This window comes from Sphingorhabdus buctiana (genome assembly GCF_042680825.1).
GTDB classification, from domain to species: Bacteria; Pseudomonadota; Alphaproteobacteria; order Sphingomonadales; family Sphingomonadaceae; genus Sphingorhabdus_B; species Sphingorhabdus_B buctiana.
The window spans coordinates 233,052-251,009 of record NZ_JBHUEL010000010.1; the positions used below are offsets into that span (position 1 = coordinate 233,052).

Sequence of the window (17,958 nt, forward strand, 5' to 3'; positions counted from 1 at the left end):
AAAAACAAGGGACGGGGCAAAGTGAGCAAGACGCTGAACATCATTCTTCTCGGCCCTCCGGGTGCCGGCAAGGGAACGCAGGCAGGCATATTGGTAGACACGCGCGGCATGGTGCAGCTGTCGACCGGTGATATGCTACGCGCGGCGGTGAAGGCTGGTACGCCAATCGGCCTCAAGGCCAAGGCTGTGATGGATGCGGGCGAGCTGGTTTCGGACGAGATCGTCTCCGGAATCATCGGTGAAGCGCTTGACCAACTGGGCCCTGAAACCGGTGTGATCTTTGACGGCTATCCACGCACTGAGGCACAGGCCCACTCGCTCGACGGCATATTGGAAGCGCGCAACCGCACGCTGCACCATGTGATCGAACTGGCGGTAGACGAAGACAAGCTGGTCGAACGCATTGTGGGCCGTTTCACCTGCGCCAATTGCGGCGAAGGTTATCACGACACGTTCAAGAAGCCCGCCAAGGATGGCGTCTGCGACAAATGCGGTTCAACCGAGTTCAAGCGCCGTCCGGACGATAATGAAGAAACCGTGCGCACCCGCATGGCCGAATATCGCGCCAAGACCCAACCGATCCTGCCGATCTATGAAGCGCGCGGATTGGTAAGCAAGGTTGATGGCATGGCCGATATCGACGATGTGACTAAGGCAATCGCAGCTATTTTAGGCTAAGCCTCAGCCCCTATTGCAATCCGCATTGCGGAGCAGGGGACTGCACGGCTATCAAGGCGCATGATCAAATATATAGCAATGGGCGCCACATCGCTGGCGCTGTTCGCGGCTCCTGCACAAGCAGAGGTCAAGACCCTGACTGAGCAAGGCTTCTCCACCCTCCACGCCGCCGATGTACTGGCCAAACCGGAGGACGTTTGGAAGCGCCTGCTTGCCCCGAAGGACTGGTGGAATCCGGCGCATAGTTGGTCTGGCAGCACCGAAGGCTTCTACATCGATCCGCAGGCAGGCGGCTGCTTCTGCGAACTGTTCCAGGAAAAGGACAAGGACGGCAAGTTCGTCACCAAAGGTAGTGTCGAACACATGCGGGTGATATTCGCGCAACCCGCGAAGGTTTTGCGGATGACCGGCGGACTGGGCCCGTTCCAGGCAGAGGCCGTCAATGCAACACTGACCATCGCCATGGAACCGCTGAAGAATGGTGCAGGTACCCGCATCAGCTTTTCCTATGTTGTCGGCGGCTATATGCGCTTCAAGACTGCAGACATTGCTCCCGCAGCGGACGGAATGCTGCGCGACCAGTTTGAACGGCTGATCAAGCCGTTGGGCAAGGTCGTGGGCAATGATACGGCCGCAAAGCCGGCGGGCGAAGACGGTGCCGATGCCACGAAACCGGAAAAGGCAACCGACCTTGAGGCAACGGTCAACGAAATTGAACCGGAGAAAGCGGGGGAACCTGAAAAGGTTGAGCCGGATGACTCCGGAAGTTCAGAACAGCCAGAATAAACCGCGCGATGCACGCACCTTCTGCTATGCCCCGCTTGCGGCGCAAAAAACCGGTGCGTGCAAAGGCTGAAATCGGCTGGTGCGAACTGGTCGACTTGCCGGGGCTGGGGCTCGCCGCAATCCATGCGAAAATGGATACGGGTGCCGCTACCTCGTCAATCCATGCAACCCGTGTCAGGCCGTTTGAAAAAGACGGCAAGGAATGGGTTGAATTCTGGTTTCGCCCTTTTCCGGGAGACAAGCCTCGCCGTTTCGAAGCCCCATTGGTGGATCGGCGGCAGGTGCGCAGTTCGAACGGAGAGCGGCAACATCGCTTTGTCATAGAAACGCAAATCTGCCTCGGCAGATTATGCTGGAAATCACAGCTGACGCTGGCGAACCGCCGGTCGATGGCCTTTCCCGTCCTTGTTGGGCGACGGGCATTGCGCCGCGGCCTGCTGGTCGTGAACAGCGGACGTAAATGGGTGCTGGGAAAGCCCGCACCGTCGGAGGAAAGATGAAGATCGCAATGCTCGCGCGTAACGCCGGGCTTTATTCGCACCAACGCCTTGCCGAAGCGGCACGGGCGCGGGGGCATGAAATCGATATATTGAACACGCTGCGGGTGACGATGAACATCACCTCGCACCGACCAGAGGCGTTCTACCAGGGCGAAAAGATCAAGCGCTATGATGCGGTAATCCCGCGCATCGGCGCGTCGGTTACCTTTTACGGGCTGGCTGTGCTGCGCCAGTTTGAGATGATGAAGATCTGGCCGCTCAACGAAAGCGTCGCGATCGGACGTTCACGCGACAAGCTGCGCAGCCTGCAGATTTTGGCGCGCAAGGGGCTGGGACTGCCGGTGACGGCATTCGCCCATGATCCGCGCCAGACGGGTGAAGTCATCCAGATGGTCGGCGGTGCGCCGGTCGTCATCAAGCTGCTCGAAGGAACGCAGGGCATCGGAGTGGTCTTGGCCGAAACCGAGAATAGCGCACGTTCGGTGATTGAGGCGTTTCGCGGGGCCAATGTGAACATCCTGGTTCAGGAATTCATCAAGGAAGCGAAAGGCAGCGACATCCGCGCATTCGTCATCGGCAACAAGGTGGTCGCGGCGATGGAACGGCAGGGTGCCGAAGGCGACTTCCGGTCAAACCTGCACCGCGGCGGAACGGCGAGCGCCATCAAGATTACTCCCGAAGAGCGTTCGACCGCGGTTCGCGCGGCACGGGCGCTAGGCCTCAATGTCGCAGGTGTGGATATGCTGCGATCCAACCACGGCCCGGTGATCATGGAAGTGAACAGCTCGCCTGGCCTTGAAGGCATCGAAAAGGCGACGAACAAGGATATCGCAACCAAGATCATCCAGTTCATCGAGGACAATGCAGTCGCCGGCAAGACGCGCACCAAGGGCAGTGGTTGAGCATGAAGGACGACGGCGGAGCGCGGCTTGACACCTGCTCCGACTCACCGTAAAGGGAGTGCATCCGAAACACTGGTAAAACCAGCAGCGCTTTTTTGCGCCCGCTGGTTTTTTCTGCGTTGTCGGCCCATCACTTTCGCGTTGAGATAGGGTTCCTAACCGGACCCTGTGGAGCAAGGAGCAAGAAATTGGCACGTATTGCCGGGGTTAACCTACCTACAAACAAGCGCGTTATCATTGCGCTCACCTACATCCATGGCATTGGCCGCACCAAGGCGGTCGAAATTGCCGACAAACTGGGAATCGATCACACCCGCCGGGTGCAGGATCTTTCGGACGCCGAAGTCCTGAAGATCCGTGAAACGATCGACGCCGACCACACCGTCGAAGGTGACCTTCGCCGTAACACTGCGATGAACATCAAGCGTTTGATGGACCTCGCATGCTATCGCGGCCTGCGTCATCGTAAGGGTCTTCCTGTCCGCGGCCAGCGCACGCACACCAATGCGCGCACCCGCAAGGGCAAGGCGAAGCCCATCGCCGGTAAGAAGAAGTAAGCGCGGGTCTCCGCAGCTTTTCCCAGATACAGACAGGATAGAGCAAAATGGCACGCGAACCACAGCGCATCAAACGGCGCGAACGCAAGAATATCTCGGCAGGTGTTGCCCACGTCAACGCCAGCTTCAACAACACGATGATCACCATCACCGACGCTCAGGGCAATGCCATCAGCTGGTCGTCGGCAGGCATGATGGGCTTCAAGGGCAGCCGCAAGTCGACTCCCTATGCCGCCCAGGTAGCCGCAGAAGACGCCGGCAAGAAGGCTGCGGAACATGGCGTTCGCACGCTCGAAGTCGAAGTGAAGGGTCCCGGTTCGGGCCGCGAGAGCGCATTGCGCGCCCTGCAGGCTGTCGGCTTCACCATCACCTCGATCCGCGACGTGACGCCGATCCCGCACAATGGCGTGCGTCCTTCGAAGCGTCGCCGCGTCTGAAGCCGTTTCAAGGGTGCGGGCCGGTCGGTCCGCGTCCTTCATTTTCAAGGCGGTTCGGTAAGGTGCACCAATACACCGATCCCGCCCAACCTAGGGGAAATCCATGTCCGTCAACATGAAGAACTGGCAGGAATTGAAAAAGCCCATGGGCCTCGAAGTGAAGCCCGCTGGCGACGCACGTCGCAAGGCAACCTTCGTCGCCGAACCTCTCGAGCGTGGTTTTGGCCTTACGCTCGGCAACGCGCTGCGTCGCGTGCTGCTTTCGTCGCTGCAGGGTGCAGCGATCACCTCGATCAAGATCGAAAATGTCCTTCACGAATTCTCGTCGCTCGCCGGCGTGCGTGAAGACGTCACCGACATCGTCCTCAACATCAAGCAGGTTGCCCTGAAGATGGAAGGCGAAGGCCCGAAGCGCATGCAGCTTTCGGCTACCGGCCCCGCCACCGTAAAGGCTGGCGACATCGCGGTTACCGGTGACATCCAGGTGATGAACCCGGAACTGGTCATCTGCCACCTCGATGATGGTGCAACGCTGAACATGGAAATCACTGCCGACACCGGCAAAGGTTATGTGCCTGCTGTTGCCAATCGTCCCGCAGATGCGCCGATCGGCCTTATCCCGGTCGACTCGCTCTATTCGCCGGTCCGCCAGGTCGCTTACAAGATCGACAATGCGCGTATCGGTCAGGAACTGGACTTCGATAAGCTGAACCTTACCGTTGAAACTGACGGTACGGTTACCCCGGAAGACGCAGTCGCTTATGCGGCCCGCATCCTTCAGGACCAGCTGCAAGTCTTCGTCCACTTCGAAGAGTCGATGGCTGCTTCGTCGCCGATGATCGGCCTTGCTGCCGCTCCGGCTTCGAGCGAGGAATCGGACGCGAACCAGCTCAACCGTTACCTTCTCAAGAAGGTCGACGAGCTTGAACTGTCGGTCCGTTCGGCCAACTGCCTCAAAAACGACAACATCATCTATATCGGCGACCTCGTTCAGAAGAGCGAAGCCGAGATGCTGCGCACGCCGAACTTCGGCCGCAAGTCGCTCAACGAGATCAAGGAAGTCCTCTCGTCGATGGGCCTGCGCCTCGGCATGGACATTCCGGGCTGGCCGCCTGAGAATATCGAAGAAATGGCCAAGAAGCTCGAACAAGAACTGCTGGGCTGAACCTGAATTCTCCTCCCCGTTCGCGGGGAGGAAAACGGGCAATGGGCCACCCGCAAAACGGCCTGGTACGGACTACCTGACACGGGTCCATAACGAACGAAGGAAAAGATCATGCGCCATAAAGTAGGCCATCGTAAACTGAACCGCACCAGCAGCCATCGCATTGCGATGCTGCGCAACATGGCGGCTTCGCTTATCAAGCACGAACAGATCACCACCGGCGTTGCCAAGGCGAAGGAACTTCGCCCCTATGTCGAAAAGCTGATCACGCTTGCCAAGAAGGGTGGTCTTTCGAACCGCCGCCTCGCGCAGAGCCGCCTGATGGACGACGCGCAGCTTGCCAAGCTGTTTGACGTGCTTGCAGAGCGTTATGCTGACCGCAATGGCGGCTACACCCGCATCATCAAGGCCGGCTACCGTGCGTCGGACGCATCGCCGATGGCGATCATCGAACTGGTAGACCGCGATGTTTCGGCCAAAGGCCAGGACTCGGGCCCGGTTGAAGCGGATCTCGACGAAGCGGCTTGATAGCTCTTTAAACGAAATTCAAAGGGCGGTTCCGGTTGGAGCCGCCCTTTTTCGATGGTCTATGCGCGGCTCGCCTTGAACAAAGCACCCGACAGGATCCACAGGCTCGATAGCACTAACGTAAATACGCCGCCGCGAAAGTCACTGCCGAGGATGCCGAAGATCGTCGCAATGCTCGCCTGAACCGTACCTGCGGTGAACATTGCGAGCGCCATTCCGTCCTTGCCAAATCGCGACATTATCGCCCCCACCAGCGCGATCAGGATAACACCAATGAACAGCAAGTTGATGGGATTATCCTCATTGCCGATCATGCCGACAGCGCCATTGGCCCAAAAGACCATGAACGCCGACAGCAGGGCGAAGAATGCGCCGGCACGATAAAAGCGATCGGGTGTCATCCGCACAGCGAGTTCGATACCGAGGCCGAGCGCGCCGAACAGCATCGCTGCAAAACCGAAATCGCTCGGCGTCCAATTGACTTCGCTCGTGAACTGCATGGCCACAGCGGGCGCGAACACAAGTGCGGTTGCCGTTCCCCAGCCGATGATACGCCACAGGTTCCGCTTCGGCCTTTCCAAAGCCGTTCGTCCATTTTCCATTGCCTTGTTCCCTTAAATGGTTGAGGCACGCCAATTAGGAAGCATGAGCCGCAAAGGCATGAGCAAGTTGTGAGCAATCGGTGAAAAATGGCGAATGACGCATTTCGCTTTGGCGATTTTCTGCTCCATCCCGAAAACCGTCTGCTGGCGCGAAATGGCCGGCCGGTCGAACTCAACAGCAGATATCTCGATGCCTTGCACCTCTTGGTGCGCGATGCAGGCGCGCTGGTCACCAAGGATCGATTCCTCGACGAAGTGTGGCAAGGTATTCCGGTGACGGACGAGGCGCTCACCCAGTGCATCAAGATGTTGCGCAAGGCGCTGGACGATGATGCCGCCAGCCCGCGCTTCATCGAAACCGTTCCCAAACATGGCTATCGCTTCATCGCGGCGGTCGAGTTTCACCCTACCGAGGTTCCCAAAACCGCGGCTTCTTACACAGCGTTGCAGCGTTTTCTGGTAACCGGTCTTGCTGGAACGGCCGGCGGTGCCATCGCCGGCGTGATCGGCGGGTTGCTCTATGGATTTGCTGCAGCATTGGGAGCCGCCAGCGGGGGCGGGGCATTGTCGGCGCTGCTGGTCCTGTGGCTGCTGACGATGATTTTGGCGACAATTGGGGCTGCAGCGGTCGGTTTTGGCATAGCGACTGCTGACAAGTGGGTGCAGCGGGATTGGATAGGACCAATTATCGGCGGGGCAGCAGGCGGGTTGGCGGTTGGTGCCTTTGCCAAACTGCTGGGTGTCGATGCCTTCAACCTGCTGCTGGGTGCAGCGCCAGTTGAATTTACTGGTGCCTCGGAAGGCGCAGCTTTGGGCGCGGCTACGGGATTGGCGCTTGCCGTCGCACGCCGTCACCGCGGGTCTGCTTCCATCCTTAGCCGTTTGGCATTGCCATCGCTGATCGGGTTTGGCGCAGGGACAGCGATTTCGCTTGCCGGTGGCAAGTTGCTTGGCGGCAGCCTCGAAGCCTTGACCCAACAATTCGAAGCGGCGGGGCTGAGGCTTGCGCCTTTGGGTGCAGCACTGGGGGAGGCTGGTTTCGGACCGTTCAGCGAAGCGCTTTCGGCGGGTTTGGAGGGCATGCTTTTCTGCATCTGCCTCTCTTCGATGATTGTGCACGCCGAACGTCGATGGACAGCGCCTCGGTAAGGCCTAAACAAACAGCCAAAATCGCACAGAAATTATTGGCAAGCCCGGCTGGTTCGCCTTACGCTCAGCTAACTTGGTTCCGGGTGAAAGAGGTTGATGATTTCATGCGTGTTTCGTTGCTGTTGGGCATATTTGCCATGACTGCTTCCACTGTTGCCCATGCAGGCGGCTCAACCGCGCTGTCCTATCCCGAAACACGCAAGCTTGATGTGATCGAAGAACAGTTCGGTGTGAAAGTTGCCGATCCCTTTCGCTGGCTTGAAGATGATGTGCGCGTCAATCCGGCGGTGGCCGAATGGGTGGCGGGACAGAACCAGGTTTCCCGTGCTTACCTGTCCAACCTTCCTGGTCGTGATGCGCTCAAGGCGCGGATGAAAGCGCTGTTCGATTACCAGCGTTACGGACTGCCGCAAAAGGCAGGCGGACGGTATTTCTTCACCAAGAATGACGGACTGCAAAACCAGTCGCCGCTATATTACCGCAACGGGCTGAGGGGTAAGGATCGCGTCCTCATCGATCCCAATGCCTGGGCAAAAGATGCCGCGACTGCCCTTGACCAGTGGGAGCCATCACCCGACGGCAAACTGCTTGCCTACGCAATACAGGACGGCGGTTCGGATTGGCGGACGATCAAGGTTGTTGACGTGAAGACCGGCGCGCAACTGGGGGATGAAATCCGCTGGGCGAAATTCACCAATATCGCATGGGTCGGGAATGAAGGGTTCCTCTATTCGCGCTTTGCAGAACCCGCGAAGGGGCAGGAATTTCAGGCTCTGAACGAAAACCAGACGCTTTATTTCCACCGCATCGGCACAAGTCAGGCTGAAGACATCGCCATCTATGCAACCCTGGACAGACCAAAGCTGGGCCATAGCGCGCAGGTCACGCATGATAATCGCTGGGTGGTGATTACGTCATCGAAAGGCACCGACGAGAAATATGAGATCACCCTGATCCCGATTTCGAATGGCAAGGGCAAAACATTGCCGATCGATCAGTGGAAACCGCGTACGCTGGTTCCGGGGCTCGATCATGACTGGCAGCTGGTCGAAGGTGTTGGCAATCAATTGTGGTTCATCACCAACAAGGATGCGCCGAAGCTGAAAATCGTCCGAGTTGATCTGGGCGATGGGGAGCCTGTTTTCAAAGACGTCGTTCCCGAGCGTAGCGAGCCTTTGGCGCGTGCACAGATTGTCGGCGACCGGCTGGTGCTATCCTATCTGCAAAACGCGACGTCGATTGCCGAGATGACGGCACTCGATGGCACCCCGCTGCAAACCATCAGCCTGAATTCGATTGGCACTGCTTCCGGCTTTTCGGGCAAACCCGGCGATCCCGAAACCTTCTACGCCTTTTCCAGCTTCAATCAGCCCAGCACGATCTATCGCTTCAATTCCCTGACCGGCAAAAGCAGCATTTTTGGCCGACCGGAATTGAGTTTCGATCCGGCCTCGATTGCGATCGAGCAACATTTCTACGTATCGAAGGATGGCACCAAGGTGCCGATGTTCATCGTGCACAAAAAGGACCTCGACCTTTCAAAAGGTGCGCCGACCTTGCTCTACGCCTATGGCGGGTTCAACGTCGCGCAATTACCGACATTCGATGCGCGGCGGATGGCGTGGATTGAATCCGGCGGCGTGTTCGCACTCGCCAATATCCGCGGTGGCAGCGAATATGGAAAAGCGTGGCATGATGCCGGACGCCTGCTCAACAAACAGAATGTGTTCGACGATTTTATCGCGGCGGGGGAGTATCTGATCCAGCAAGGGATATCGGCCAAGGGCAAACTGGCGATCGAAGGCCGCTCCAATGGCGGTTTGCTGGTCGGCGCGGTGGTGAACCAGCGGCCTGATCTGTTTGCGGCCGGCCATGCCGCCGTGGGGGTGATGGATATGCTGCGTTTCGACCGCTTCACCGCTGGTCGTTATTGGGTGGATGATTATGGTTATCCGAACAAGGAAACCGATTTCCGCAATCTGCTCGGCTATTCGCCTTATCACAACATCAAGTCCGGGGTCGAATATCCGGCAATGATCGTAACCACCGCGGACACCGACGATCGCGTCGTGCCCGGCCACAGTTTCAAATATACGGCTGCACTTCAGGCAGCAAACGCCGGGCCAAAACCGCATATCATCCGCATCGAAACGCGGGCAGGGCATGGGTCTGGCAAACCAACAGACAAGCTGATTGAGGAATATTCGGACGTTTATGGCTTTCTAGCCAAATGGACAGGATTGGAGTTGGAGGATGACGCAGCAAAGTGAATGGCAACCCCGCCCCGCCGGTTGGTGGGAACGGGTCATGGTTCCAAAGCTTATCGGTTGCGCTTGCGCCCAGCCGCAGATCATGAAGGCGCGCAGCCGAATTGTTCCCAAGGCAGAAGGTGACGTGCTCGAACTTGGCTGCGGTGGCGGGATCAACATGGCGTTTTACGATCCGGCGCGGCTCAAAAGCTTTTCGGGTGTTGACCCTTCGGCAGGTCTGCTCGATCGATCGCGCGAGGCCGCCCAGGCCATTGGTATTGAAGCTGACATTCGCGGCGGCGTTGGGGAGGCAATACCCTTTGCCAGTGAGAGCTTCGACACTGTGCTGTGTACCTTCACGCTCTGCTCGGTCGATGACCAGAAACAGGTGCTTGCCGAAATGCGCCGCGTGCTGCGCCCGGGCGGCAAGATATTGTTCCTCGAACATGGCAGCGCTCCCGACGAAGATGTGCGCAAATGGCAAAGGCGGATTGAGCCGATCTGGAAGCGGATTGGTGGCAATTGCCACCTGACCCGCCCCATCACCTCGGCCTATGAAGCGGCAGGTTTCAAGGTTGGCGGGGGCGACAAGGGCTATATGCCGAAATCACCCCGACCGTTCAGCTGGATCGAGTGGGGCGAAGCCCGCATTTGAACGATTGTTCATCAAAATGCGTCTTTTTCTGAACAATCGCTGACAAGTCGATTCAGCAACGCATCATTTCGAATCGCATAAATCCTGTTCGACGGCGGGAATCATCCAGCCGCCGAAAAGGAGAATGACGATGAAGATTTTGACCAAGAGCCTGCTCAGCGCCGGTGCCGCAGCTGCGGCCCTGGTCAGCACCGCCGCCCCCGCCCAAGCTCGCGATCATCGCGACAATGATGGGATCAGCGCAGGCGAAGTGATCGCCGGTGCCGTGATCCTTGGCGGACTTGCCGCGGTAATCGCAAGTGCCGATGATGATCGTGGGTACAATAATCGCGGTTATTATGACGACCGCTACGACAGGCGCTATGGCGACCGTTATGACCGCGGATATGGCTATAACAACCGCTATGGCGGTAGCCGATCAGCAGTCAGCCAGTGTGTCAACGCTGTTGAAAACTGGGGCAACCGTTACAGCCGAAGCGACGTGACCCGCATCTACGACATTGATCGCACGCGTTACGGCTATCGCGTCCAAGGCAATGTCGTTGTGAAGGATGGCTGGCGTGGTCGTGGCTATGGCAACCATTATAATCGCGGCTACGACAAGGGCAGGTTCACCTGCTATGTTGAGCGCGGACGGGTTGTCGATGTCGATTATCGCGGACTGGATCGCTGGCGCTGATCGGTGACACGCAAACTTTCGTAAATTCAACGGGTGGTTCAGCTTGGTGACAGGCTGGGCCGCCCATCTTTGCAACAAACAGGGGTGAATCCCCTCCTTTTGCAGGAGGTTTAAATGAACAAGTTCAGCAAGGCAGCTTTGGCGGCTGGCCTGTCGGCAATGGTCGCGACCACGCCGCTTCCAGCTATCGCCGCAACCGGCGTCACCACTTCGGTGAAAGCAATCGACGGCACGACCTATTATGGCGAAGCGGCGGACTATCACCATCGCCATTGGCGCAAACGCCGGCTTGATGTCGATGCTGGCGATGTGATCCTGGGTATCGGCCTGATCGCTGCGATTGCAGCGGTCGCAGATTCCGCGGAAAAGAATCGTCGCAACCGAAGCGACGATGAATATCCGCGCAGTGCTGATTATGATCGCGAACCCGAACCCAGCTTTCGCGGCAATGATGATGTCGGCAGCGCGGTCAGTGCCTGTACCGACGCAGCGGAACGCACCAACAACGGACGCGTGGATGAAATCGCTTCGGTAACGCGCGAAGGCGATGGTTGGCGGATCGAGGGTGAAATCGGCAACGACAATTTCGTCTGCACGGTTAGTGACGGACGCGTGGATGACATCCGGATCGGTGATCGGGAAATCTAATCAATAATCGAACGTCGCCTCTGTCAGCTCAGGGGCGACGTTCAATTCAAAATACCGGATCGTTGGCGCCATCATCATCGAGCGGCGTCACCGCGGTGTGGATGCCGCATTCGGTCTTGTCCCAACCCTTCCAGCGACCAGAGCGCGGGTCTTCGCCCGGTGCGACCTTGCTGGTGCACGGCGAACAGCCAATTGACGGATAGCCAAGTTCGACCAAGGGGTGCGCGGGAAGGTTGTTTTCCACCATATAGGCGTCGAGCCGTTCCTTGCTCCAATCGGCGAGCGGATTGACCTTCAGTCGGCCATCTTCGACCTCGAAACGGGGCAGCGCGCTGCGCGTCGAGGATTGGAATGCCTTGCGACCGGTGAACTGCGCGTCGAAACCCGCCAGAGCCTGCTTCAACGGCAAGACCTTGCGGATTTCGCAGCAGCCATCGGGGTCATAAGACCAGCGCAGGCCATTGCCGTCCTTCTGCTGCAACAGATCTGCGTCCGGCTTCAGATCGCGCAGATCTTGAAGCCCCAGTTGCTGGCGCAGCTCTTCCTTATAGGTAATCGTTTCGGGAAAATGCTTGCCCGTGTCGAGGAATAGCACCGGCACCGTTGGATCGATGCTCGCAATCAGGTGTAGCAAAATCGCGCTTTCCGCGCCGAAACTCGATACGATGGCAACATCGCCCAGCATATTTTCCTTGAGCAGGATTTCCAGCATCTCGACCGTGTCCCGCCCACGGAACATATGGTTCAGGCGGATCGCATCCGTCTCGCTATAGCGAGGTGCGGCGTCGATACGGTCGGGCGTGCGGACGATCTGCTCAGCCATGCCGCAATTTCCATACGGGAACGGCAGCATCGGCTGCGCCCTGATAGACATGGTCATAGCGCGACAAGGCCGCTTCGACATCGGCCTGGTTCAACGGGGCTTCGGGTGAGAAGCTGTCGAAGCCGCAACGCTTCATGAAGGCGATCTGGTCAACCAGAACATCGCCTTGCGCACGCAGTTCACCCGTATACCCAGCTTCGCGCAGGATGCGTGCGGAGCTGTAGCCGCGACCGTCGCGGAATTTGGGGAAGGCAATTTCGATCAGCGCCAGCCGGTCCAGATGCGGGATCAGCGCGCGCGCATCGTCATCGGGCTCCAGGCGCACTGCGGTGGCATTCGACTGGTCAAGGAATGCGTCGAGCGTGACGGCGGGCTCTTCGCCCTCAGCTGCATGATGCTCAACCATAAATCGCCTCCTTGAACGGTTCCATGCCTACGCGGCGATAGGTATCGACGAAGCGTTCCCCGGGCTCGCGCAGTTCCTTATATTTGTCGGTTGCGCGCTCGACCGCATCGACAATACCGTCCTCGTCAAATCCGGGGCCGGTGATCTTGCCGATCGAGACATCTTCGGCGCCCGATCCACCCAGCGTGAGCTGGTAGTTTTCGACGCCTTTGCGATCGACGCCCAAAATGCCGATATGGCCCGCATGGTGGTGCCCGCAGGCATTGATGCAGCCCGAAATCTTGAGCTTCAGTTCGCCCAGGTCGCGCTGGCGCGCCGGATCGGCAAAGCGCTTCGCAATCTTTTGCGCGATCGGGATTGAACGGGCATTGGCAAGGCTGCAATAATCGAGGCCCGGGCAGGCAATGATATCGCTGATCAGGTCAAGATTGGCATTGGCCAGTTCCGCCGCGTTGAGCGCTTGCCAGACGGCATAAAGATCGCGCTTGGCGACATGCGGCAGCACGATGTTTTGCGCATGGGTGACGCGCAATTCGTCAAAGCTGTATTTCTCGGCAAGATCAGCCATCACGTCGATCTGTGCCGAGGAGGCATCACCCGGAATGCCGCCGATCGGCTTCAGGCTGATATTGACGATGGCATAACCCGCCTGCTTGTGCGGCTTCACATTCTGGTCAAGCCACACCGCGAAATCGGGATCGCTGCGCTCTATTTCGTCGCTGAGGCCAGCTTCGAACGCTGGTGGCGCGAAATAAGCGGCAATGCGTTCCAGTTCGGCAGCCGGCGGATCGATGCCCAGCGTCTTCACATGGGCGAATTCTTCCTCAACCTGGCGGCGATATTCGTCGGCACCGATTTCGTGGACGAGGATCTTGATGCGCGCCTTGTAGATATTGTCGCGGCGGCCATAGCGGTTGTAGACGCGCAGGCAGGCCTCGGCATAGCTGAGGAAATCCTCGATCGGCACATAATCCTTGATCAGCGGCGCGATCATCGGCGTGCGGCCCATGCCGCCGCCGACATAGAAGGCAGCGCCCAACTTACCATCGCGATTGACCAGCTGGATGCCGATATCGTGGAGGCGCATTGCCGCACGATCTTCATCGGCAGCGATGACGGCAATCTTGAACTTGCGCGGCAGGTAGCTGAATTCGGGGTGGAAGGTGCTCCACTGGCGCAACAGCTCCGCCCAGGGGCGGGGATCGGCCACTTCGTCGGCGGCTGCACCGGCATATTGGTCAGAACTGATGTTGCGGATGCAATTGCCGCTGGTCTGGATTGCGTGCATTTCGACCGACGCCAGTTCGGCGAGTAGGTCAGCGCATTCTTCCAGCTTGATCCAGTTATATTGGATATTCTGGCGGGTGGTGAAATGGCCGTAATCGCGGTCATATTTGCGCGCGATATGCGCCAGCATCCGCATCTGGCGACTGTCGAGTGTGCCATAGGGGATGGCGACGCGCAGCATATAGGCGTGCAGTTGCAGATAGAGGCCGTTCATCAGCCGCAGTGGCTTGAACTGGTCTTCGGTGATTTCACCGGCAAGACGGCGTTTCACCTGATCGCGAAATTCCTCGACGCGTGCATCGACGATCGCCTGATCGTAATTGTCATATTTATACATTTCAAATCACCCAATCGCCGGCAGCAGGGTCGGCAGGTTTCAAAGTCAGGTCGGGACGGACGGTCGGACCGAGTGCGCGCACACGATCCTTGATGTGCGCAGGGCGCGGGCCTTCCGGCGTGGAAACAGCTTCGATAATGTAAGGCGCATTCACGCGGCGCGCGCCTTCTTCGGCATGCAAGATTGCATCGCCGCTTTCGCCGACATCGACGGCATCCTCGACATGGATCGACCAGCCATTGCCGGTCCACCAAGTCACCGCGCCAGAGGCGAGATCATTTCCAGTCAACAATTTCACGCAAGATACTCCGCTTCACGGGCAAGTGCTGCCAGCCGGTCTTCGGCATTGGACATCAGCACCACATCACCCACAATAATGATGGCAGGCGACCGGACGGCTTCGCGCGCGATCATTCCGCCAAGGTCGGTTAAAATGGTGCGGAGCGCGCGGCCGTCTTTACGGCCCACACGCTCCAGCACGGCGACGGGCGTGTCGGGGGAAAGCCCGTCGGCAATCAATTTCTCGCTTATGTCGTCAGCAGTCGCGACGCCCATATAGATGACAAGCGTGCGGCCCTTGCCAGCGAGGCCTGCCCAATTCTGGTCGCTCAATCCCTTGCACTGCCCCGCGACAAAGGTGACCGCGCTGGATGCATCGCGATGGGTGAGGGGGAGGAGAGTTTGCGCACCACCCGCAACCGCCGCCGAGATTCCGGGAATGACTTCAACCGGAACGCCCGCATCGCGGCAGGCATCGACCTCTTCGCCGCCGCGCCCGAAGATGAAGGGATCGCCGCCCTTCAGGCGCAGGACAGCATGTCCTGCCAGCGCTTCGCGCACCAGAATGGCGTTGATGCCTTCCTGCGGAACGGAGTGGCGGCTGCGCTGCTTCGCGACCGAAATCAAACGCGCATCGGCGCGTGTGAGCGCCAATATCGTATCGTCGACCAGCCCGTCATGCACGACAACATCCGCGGCGGCGATCAGCCGCGCGGCTTTGACTGTCAGCAAATCGGGATCACCCGGGCCTGCGCCGACCAGATAGACTGTGCCTTTTTCCATGCTGCCAAGATGCGCCTTGGCGCGGCAAAGGCCAAATCAGGATATGTTGGCGGGGGGATAGGGCGGCTTTAGCGCCCTACCGTCCTTATCCGCTGCGAAGGCTTCAGTCGGTCTTGACCTTCTTCTTCGGCTTTTTGGGTTTTCCAGCCTTGGGTGCCGCAGGAGTCACCTCGAACACCGGCTGGTTGTCCTTGATATGGACCGCCACCTCACCGCCATTCACCAGCTTGCCGAACAGCAATTCGTCGGCCAGCGGCTGCTTGATCTTTTCCTGGATCACGCGGCCCATTGGGCGGGCACCATAGAGCTTGTCATAGCCACGCTCGGTGAGCCAGGAGCGAGCTTCGTCGTCGAGCTTGATATGGACATTCTGGTCCGCGAGCTGGAGCTCGAGCTGCAGGATGAACTTGTCGACCACCATCGCGACAACCTCTGGCGGCAGGTAGCCAAAGGGCACGGTGGCATCGAGGCGGTTGCGGAATTCGGGGGCGAACATCGCTTTCACCGCTTCCTCGCCTGCATCTTCCTTGCTGATATTGGTGCCGAAACCGATGCCTTCCTTCGCCATATCGCTGGCACCGGCATTGGTCGTCATGATCAGGATGACATTGCGGAAATCCACCGTCTTGCCGTGATGATCGGTCAGGCGGCCATTATCCATCACTTGCAGCAGGATGTTGAACAGATCGGGATGCGCCTTTTCGATTTCATCGAGCAGCAGCACGCAATGCGGGTTTTGGTCGACCGCATCGGTCAGTAAACCGCCTTGGTCGAACCCGACATAACCCGGAGGCGCACCGATGAGGCGGGAAACGCTATGCCGTTCCATATATTCCGACATGTCGAACCGCTTCAGCGGAATGCCGAGGATGGATGCCAACTGGCGCGCAACTTCGGTCTTGCCGACGCCGGTGGGTCCGCTGAACAGGTAGTTGCCGATCGGCTTGTCCGGATCGCGCAGGCCGGCACGGCTGAGCTTGATCGCCGAGGACAGCACTTCGATGGCCTTGTCCTGCCCGAAGACGACGCGCTTCAGGTCCGCCTCAAGGTTGCCGAGGGCGGCGCGATCATCGGTCGAGACATTTTTGGGCGGGATGCGCGCGATGGTGGCGATCACAGCCTCGATTTCCTTGGGCGTAATCAGCTTGCGACGCTTTGACGGCGGCACCAGCATCTGCATCGCCCCAACCTCGTCGATCACGTCGATGGCCTTGTCCGGCAGCTTGCGGTCGTTGATGTAGCGCGCCGACAATTCGACCGCAGCCTTCAACGCATCGGGGGTGTATTTGACCTTGTGATGCTCTTCAAACGCGCTGCGCAGGCCAGCGAGGATCTTGATCGTATCGTCGATGGTCGGTTCGTTAACGTCGATCTTCTGGAACCGACGCAGCAGCGCACGATCCTTTTCGAAATGGTTGCGGAACTCCTTGTAAGTTGTTGAACCAATGCAGCGAATTGTTCCGCCCGAAAGAGCAGGCTTGAGCAGGTTCGATGCATCCATTGCGCCGCCGCTGGTGGCACCCGCACCGATTACGGTGTGGATTTCATCGATGAACAATATCGCGTGCGGCAGCTTTTCAAGTTCCGAAACCACTGCCTTCAACCGTTCTTCGAAATCACCGCGATATCGCGTGCCGGCTAGCAGCGCACCCATATCGAGCGAGTAGATGACAGCCGGCAGTAATACTTCGGGCACCTGCTTTTCGACGATGCGGCGAGCAAGGCCTTCGGCAATTGCGGTTTTCCCGACGCCGGGTTCGCCTACATAAAGCGGGTTGTTCTTCGAACGGCGGCACAGGATCTGAACCGTGCGGTCCACCTCTTCGCTGCGGCCGATCAGCGGATCGATACGACCCTGCTTTGCCTTTTCGTTGAGGTTGACGGTGAACTGTTCAAGCGCACCTTCCTTACCCTTTTTGTCCTTGCCATCGGCCGCGGCTTCTTCCTTGCGCTCTTCGGTGCCTTCGACTGGGCGCTGCTCGACGAGCTTGCCATCCTTGCCGATGCCGTGGCTGATATAGCTGACGGCATCGAGGCGGCTCATATCCTGTTGTTGCAGGAAATAGACGGCATAGCTCTCGCGTTCCGAGAAAAGCGCCACCAGCACATTGGCACCTGTGACGACATCCTTGCCCGAACTCTGCACATGCAGGATGGCACGCTGCACCACGCGCTGGAAGCCGCTGGTAGGCGATGGATCAACATTGCCACCGACCTTCAGGCTTTCGAGTTCGTTGTCGAGATACTGGATCACCGTATCGCTGAGTTCACCCAGGTCGACTCCGCATGCCTGCATCACCTTGGATGCATCGGGATCGTCGATTAGCGCCAGCAACAAATGCTCCAGCGTTGCATATTCATGCGCGCGCTCAGCCGCATTTTTCAATGCGTTATGCAGCGTGGCTTCAAGCGATTCAGCAAAACTGGGCATTTGATAACTCCGTGGCAGCGCCCCCGACCGCCGGTTGCCCCGCAGATGCAATGTCGCCCTTTTAACGACGCTTTTCA

At 58.6% G+C, this 17,958-nt stretch carries 20 protein-coding genes; 13 read left to right on the forward strand and 7 right to left on the reverse strand.

Features of this window, described 5'->3' with window-relative positions; all coding sequences use genetic code 11:
* Window positions 1-33: 33 nt before the first annotated feature.
* The 8 genes from ACFSAG_RS11855 to rplQ all read left to right on the forward strand — a co-directional run bounded on the left by ACFSAG_RS11855 (window position 34) and on the right by rplQ (window position 5,553).
* Complete coding sequence (locus ACFSAG_RS11855) at window positions 34-678, forward strand: adenylate kinase (protein ID WP_374613660.1); 645 nt, start codon at window positions 34-36, stop codon at window positions 676-678.
* 60 nt (window positions 679-738) lie between these two features.
* Entirely contained in the window at window positions 739-1,464 is a 726-nt protein-coding gene (locus ACFSAG_RS11860) for a hypothetical protein (RefSeq protein WP_381515001.1), read from the forward strand.
* Between the two features lie 35 nt (window positions 1,465-1,499).
* Window positions 1,500-1,964, forward strand: coding sequence for an ATP-dependent zinc protease family protein (locus ACFSAG_RS11865; RefSeq protein WP_381515004.1), 465 nt, complete (start codon window positions 1,500-1,502; stop codon window positions 1,962-1,964).
* Window positions 1,961-2,866, forward strand: a complete 906-nt coding sequence (gene rimK / locus ACFSAG_RS11870; protein WP_374613408.1) for a 30S ribosomal protein S6--L-glutamate ligase — start codon at window positions 1,961-1,963, stop codon at window positions 2,864-2,866. The genes ACFSAG_RS11865 and rimK overlap by 4 nt, the downstream gene beginning before the upstream one ends.
* A gap of 188 nt (window positions 2,867-3,054) precedes the next feature.
* Complete coding sequence (gene rpsM, locus ACFSAG_RS11875) at window positions 3,055-3,423, forward strand: 30S ribosomal protein S13 (RefSeq protein WP_298605420.1); 369 nt, start codon at window positions 3,055-3,057, stop codon at window positions 3,421-3,423.
* Between the two features lie 47 nt (window positions 3,424-3,470).
* On the forward strand, window positions 3,471-3,860 hold the full coding sequence (gene rpsK / locus ACFSAG_RS11880; protein ID WP_298605419.1) for a 30S ribosomal protein S11: 390 nt from the start codon (window positions 3,471-3,473) through the stop codon (window positions 3,858-3,860).
* Window positions 3,861-3,963: 103 nt separating this feature from the next.
* Window positions 3,964-5,025, forward strand: coding sequence for a DNA-directed RNA polymerase subunit alpha (locus ACFSAG_RS11885; protein WP_374613410.1), 1,062 nt, complete (start codon window positions 3,964-3,966; stop codon window positions 5,023-5,025).
* A gap of 111 nt (window positions 5,026-5,136) precedes the next feature.
* Window positions 5,137-5,553, forward strand: coding sequence for a 50S ribosomal protein L17 (rplQ, locus tag ACFSAG_RS11890; RefSeq protein WP_381515010.1), 417 nt, complete (start codon window positions 5,137-5,139; stop codon window positions 5,551-5,553).
* 59 nt (window positions 5,554-5,612) lie between these two features.
* On the opposite strand, the gene ACFSAG_RS11895 is transcribed toward rplQ, so the two are convergent.
* Window positions 5,613-6,155, reverse strand: a complete 543-nt coding sequence (locus ACFSAG_RS11895; RefSeq protein ID WP_381515013.1) for a hypothetical protein — start codon at window positions 6,153-6,155, stop codon at window positions 5,613-5,615.
* Between the two features lie 87 nt (window positions 6,156-6,242).
* Here ACFSAG_RS11895 and ACFSAG_RS11900 point away from each other — a divergent pair, with 87 nt between their 5' ends.
* The 5 genes from ACFSAG_RS11900 (at window position 6,243) to ACFSAG_RS11920 (ending at window position 11,535) form a co-directional block, all read left to right on the forward strand.
* Window positions 6,243-7,304 (forward strand): winged helix-turn-helix domain-containing protein, encoded by a 1,062-nt coding sequence (locus ACFSAG_RS11900; RefSeq protein ID WP_381515016.1) that lies wholly within the window; start codon window positions 6,243-6,245, stop codon window positions 7,302-7,304.
* A gap of 137 nt (window positions 7,305-7,441) precedes the next feature.
* Window positions 7,442-9,574, forward strand: a complete 2,133-nt coding sequence (locus tag ACFSAG_RS11905; RefSeq protein WP_381515019.1) for a prolyl oligopeptidase family serine peptidase — start codon at window positions 7,442-7,444, stop codon at window positions 9,572-9,574.
* Complete coding sequence (locus ACFSAG_RS11910) at window positions 9,558-10,208, forward strand: class I SAM-dependent methyltransferase (RefSeq protein WP_381515021.1); 651 nt, start codon at window positions 9,558-9,560, stop codon at window positions 10,206-10,208. The genes ACFSAG_RS11905 and ACFSAG_RS11910 overlap by 17 nt, the downstream gene beginning before the upstream one ends.
* A 130-nt stretch (window positions 10,209-10,338) precedes the next feature.
* The gene (locus ACFSAG_RS11915; RefSeq protein ID WP_374613420.1) at window positions 10,339-10,887 is read left to right on the forward strand and encodes a hypothetical protein; all 549 of its coding nucleotides are present in this window, start codon (window positions 10,339-10,341) and stop codon (window positions 10,885-10,887) included.
* Between the two features lie 114 nt (window positions 10,888-11,001).
* Window positions 11,002-11,535: a hypothetical protein gene (locus tag ACFSAG_RS11920; protein ID WP_381515024.1), complete on the forward strand. Its 534-nt coding sequence runs from the start codon at window positions 11,002-11,004 to the stop codon at window positions 11,533-11,535.
* A 46-nt stretch (window positions 11,536-11,581) separates the two neighbouring features.
* Here ACFSAG_RS11920 and ACFSAG_RS11925 read toward each other — a convergent pair whose 3' ends face one another.
* The 6 genes from ACFSAG_RS11925 to clpA all read right to left on the reverse strand — a co-directional run bounded on the left by ACFSAG_RS11925 (window position 11,582) and on the right by clpA (window position 17,881).
* The gene (locus ACFSAG_RS11925; RefSeq protein ID WP_381515027.1) at window positions 11,582-12,358 is read right to left on the reverse strand and encodes a phosphoadenylyl-sulfate reductase; all 777 of its coding nucleotides are present in this window, start codon (window positions 12,356-12,358) and stop codon (window positions 11,582-11,584) included.
* On the reverse strand, window positions 12,351-12,764 hold the full coding sequence (locus ACFSAG_RS11930; RefSeq protein WP_381515030.1) for a DUF934 domain-containing protein: 414 nt from the start codon (window positions 12,762-12,764) through the stop codon (window positions 12,351-12,353). The genes ACFSAG_RS11925 and ACFSAG_RS11930 overlap by 8 nt, the downstream gene beginning before the upstream one ends.
* The gene (locus ACFSAG_RS11935) at window positions 12,757-14,388 is read right to left on the reverse strand and encodes a nitrite/sulfite reductase (RefSeq protein ID WP_381515033.1); all 1,632 of its coding nucleotides are present in this window, start codon (window positions 14,386-14,388) and stop codon (window positions 12,757-12,759) included. The genes ACFSAG_RS11930 and ACFSAG_RS11935 overlap by 8 nt, the downstream gene beginning before the upstream one ends.
* Window position 14,389: 1 nt before the next feature.
* On the reverse strand, window positions 14,390-14,686 hold the full coding sequence (locus ACFSAG_RS11940) for a DUF2849 domain-containing protein (RefSeq protein ID WP_374613430.1): 297 nt from the start codon (window positions 14,684-14,686) through the stop codon (window positions 14,390-14,392).
* The gene (cobA, locus tag ACFSAG_RS11945) at window positions 14,683-15,450 is read right to left on the reverse strand and encodes a uroporphyrinogen-III C-methyltransferase (protein ID WP_381515037.1); all 768 of its coding nucleotides are present in this window, start codon (window positions 15,448-15,450) and stop codon (window positions 14,683-14,685) included. Before cobA ends, ACFSAG_RS11940 begins: the two co-directional genes overlap by 4 nt.
* A gap of 103 nt (window positions 15,451-15,553) precedes the next feature.
* Window positions 15,554-17,881, reverse strand: a complete 2,328-nt coding sequence (gene clpA / locus ACFSAG_RS11950; protein ID WP_381515039.1) for an ATP-dependent Clp protease ATP-binding subunit ClpA — start codon at window positions 17,879-17,881, stop codon at window positions 15,554-15,556.
* Window positions 17,882-17,958 lie beyond the last annotated feature (77 nt).

What these genes read in the sequence shown, in the direction of transcription:
- ACFSAG_RS11900 (WP_381515016.1), top strand. Translation starts at nt 6,243, where the DNA reads ATGGCGAATGACGCATTTCGCTTTGGCGATTTTCTGCTCCATCCCGAA.
- ACFSAG_RS11935 (WP_381515033.1), bottom strand. Translation starts at nt 14,388, where the DNA reads ATGTATAAATATGACAATTACGATCAGGCGATCGTCGATGCACGCGTC.
- rplQ (WP_381515010.1), top strand. Translation starts at nt 5,137, where the DNA reads ATGCGCCATAAAGTAGGCCATCGTAAACTGAACCGCACCAGCAGCCAT.
- ACFSAG_RS11860 (WP_381515001.1), top strand. Translation starts at nt 739, where the DNA reads ATGATCAAATATATAGCAATGGGCGCCACATCGCTGGCGCTGTTCGCG.
- ACFSAG_RS11895 (WP_381515013.1), bottom strand. Translation starts at nt 6,155, where the DNA reads ATGGAAAATGGACGAACGGCTTTGGAAAGGCCGAAGCGGAACCTGTGG.
- ACFSAG_RS11885 (WP_374613410.1), top strand. Translation starts at nt 3,964, where the DNA reads ATGTCCGTCAACATGAAGAACTGGCAGGAATTGAAAAAGCCCATGGGC.
- rimK (WP_374613408.1), top strand. Translation starts at nt 1,961, where the DNA reads ATGAAGATCGCAATGCTCGCGCGTAACGCCGGGCTTTATTCGCACCAA.
- ACFSAG_RS11905 (WP_381515019.1), top strand. Translation starts at nt 7,442, where the DNA reads ATGACTGCTTCCACTGTTGCCCATGCAGGCGGCTCAACCGCGCTGTCC.
- cobA (WP_381515037.1), bottom strand. Translation starts at nt 15,450, where the DNA reads ATGGAAAAAGGCACAGTCTATCTGGTCGGCGCAGGCCCGGGTGATCCC.
- ACFSAG_RS11910 (WP_381515021.1), top strand. Translation starts at nt 9,558, where the DNA reads ATGACGCAGCAAAGTGAATGGCAACCCCGCCCCGCCGGTTGGTGGGAA.
- ACFSAG_RS11930 (WP_381515030.1), bottom strand. Translation starts at nt 12,764, where the DNA reads ATGGTTGAGCATCATGCAGCTGAGGGCGAAGAGCCCGCCGTCACGCTC.
- clpA (WP_381515039.1), bottom strand. Translation starts at nt 17,881, where the DNA reads ATGCCCAGTTTTGCTGAATCGCTTGAAGCCACGCTGCATAACGCATTG.
- ACFSAG_RS11925 (WP_381515027.1), bottom strand. Translation starts at nt 12,358, where the DNA reads ATGGCTGAGCAGATCGTCCGCACGCCCGACCGTATCGACGCCGCACCT.
- rpsK (WP_298605419.1), top strand. Translation starts at nt 3,471, where the DNA reads ATGGCACGCGAACCACAGCGCATCAAACGGCGCGAACGCAAGAATATC.
- ACFSAG_RS11920 (WP_381515024.1), top strand. Translation starts at nt 11,002, where the DNA reads ATGAACAAGTTCAGCAAGGCAGCTTTGGCGGCTGGCCTGTCGGCAATG.
- ACFSAG_RS11915 (WP_374613420.1), top strand. Translation starts at nt 10,339, where the DNA reads ATGAAGATTTTGACCAAGAGCCTGCTCAGCGCCGGTGCCGCAGCTGCG.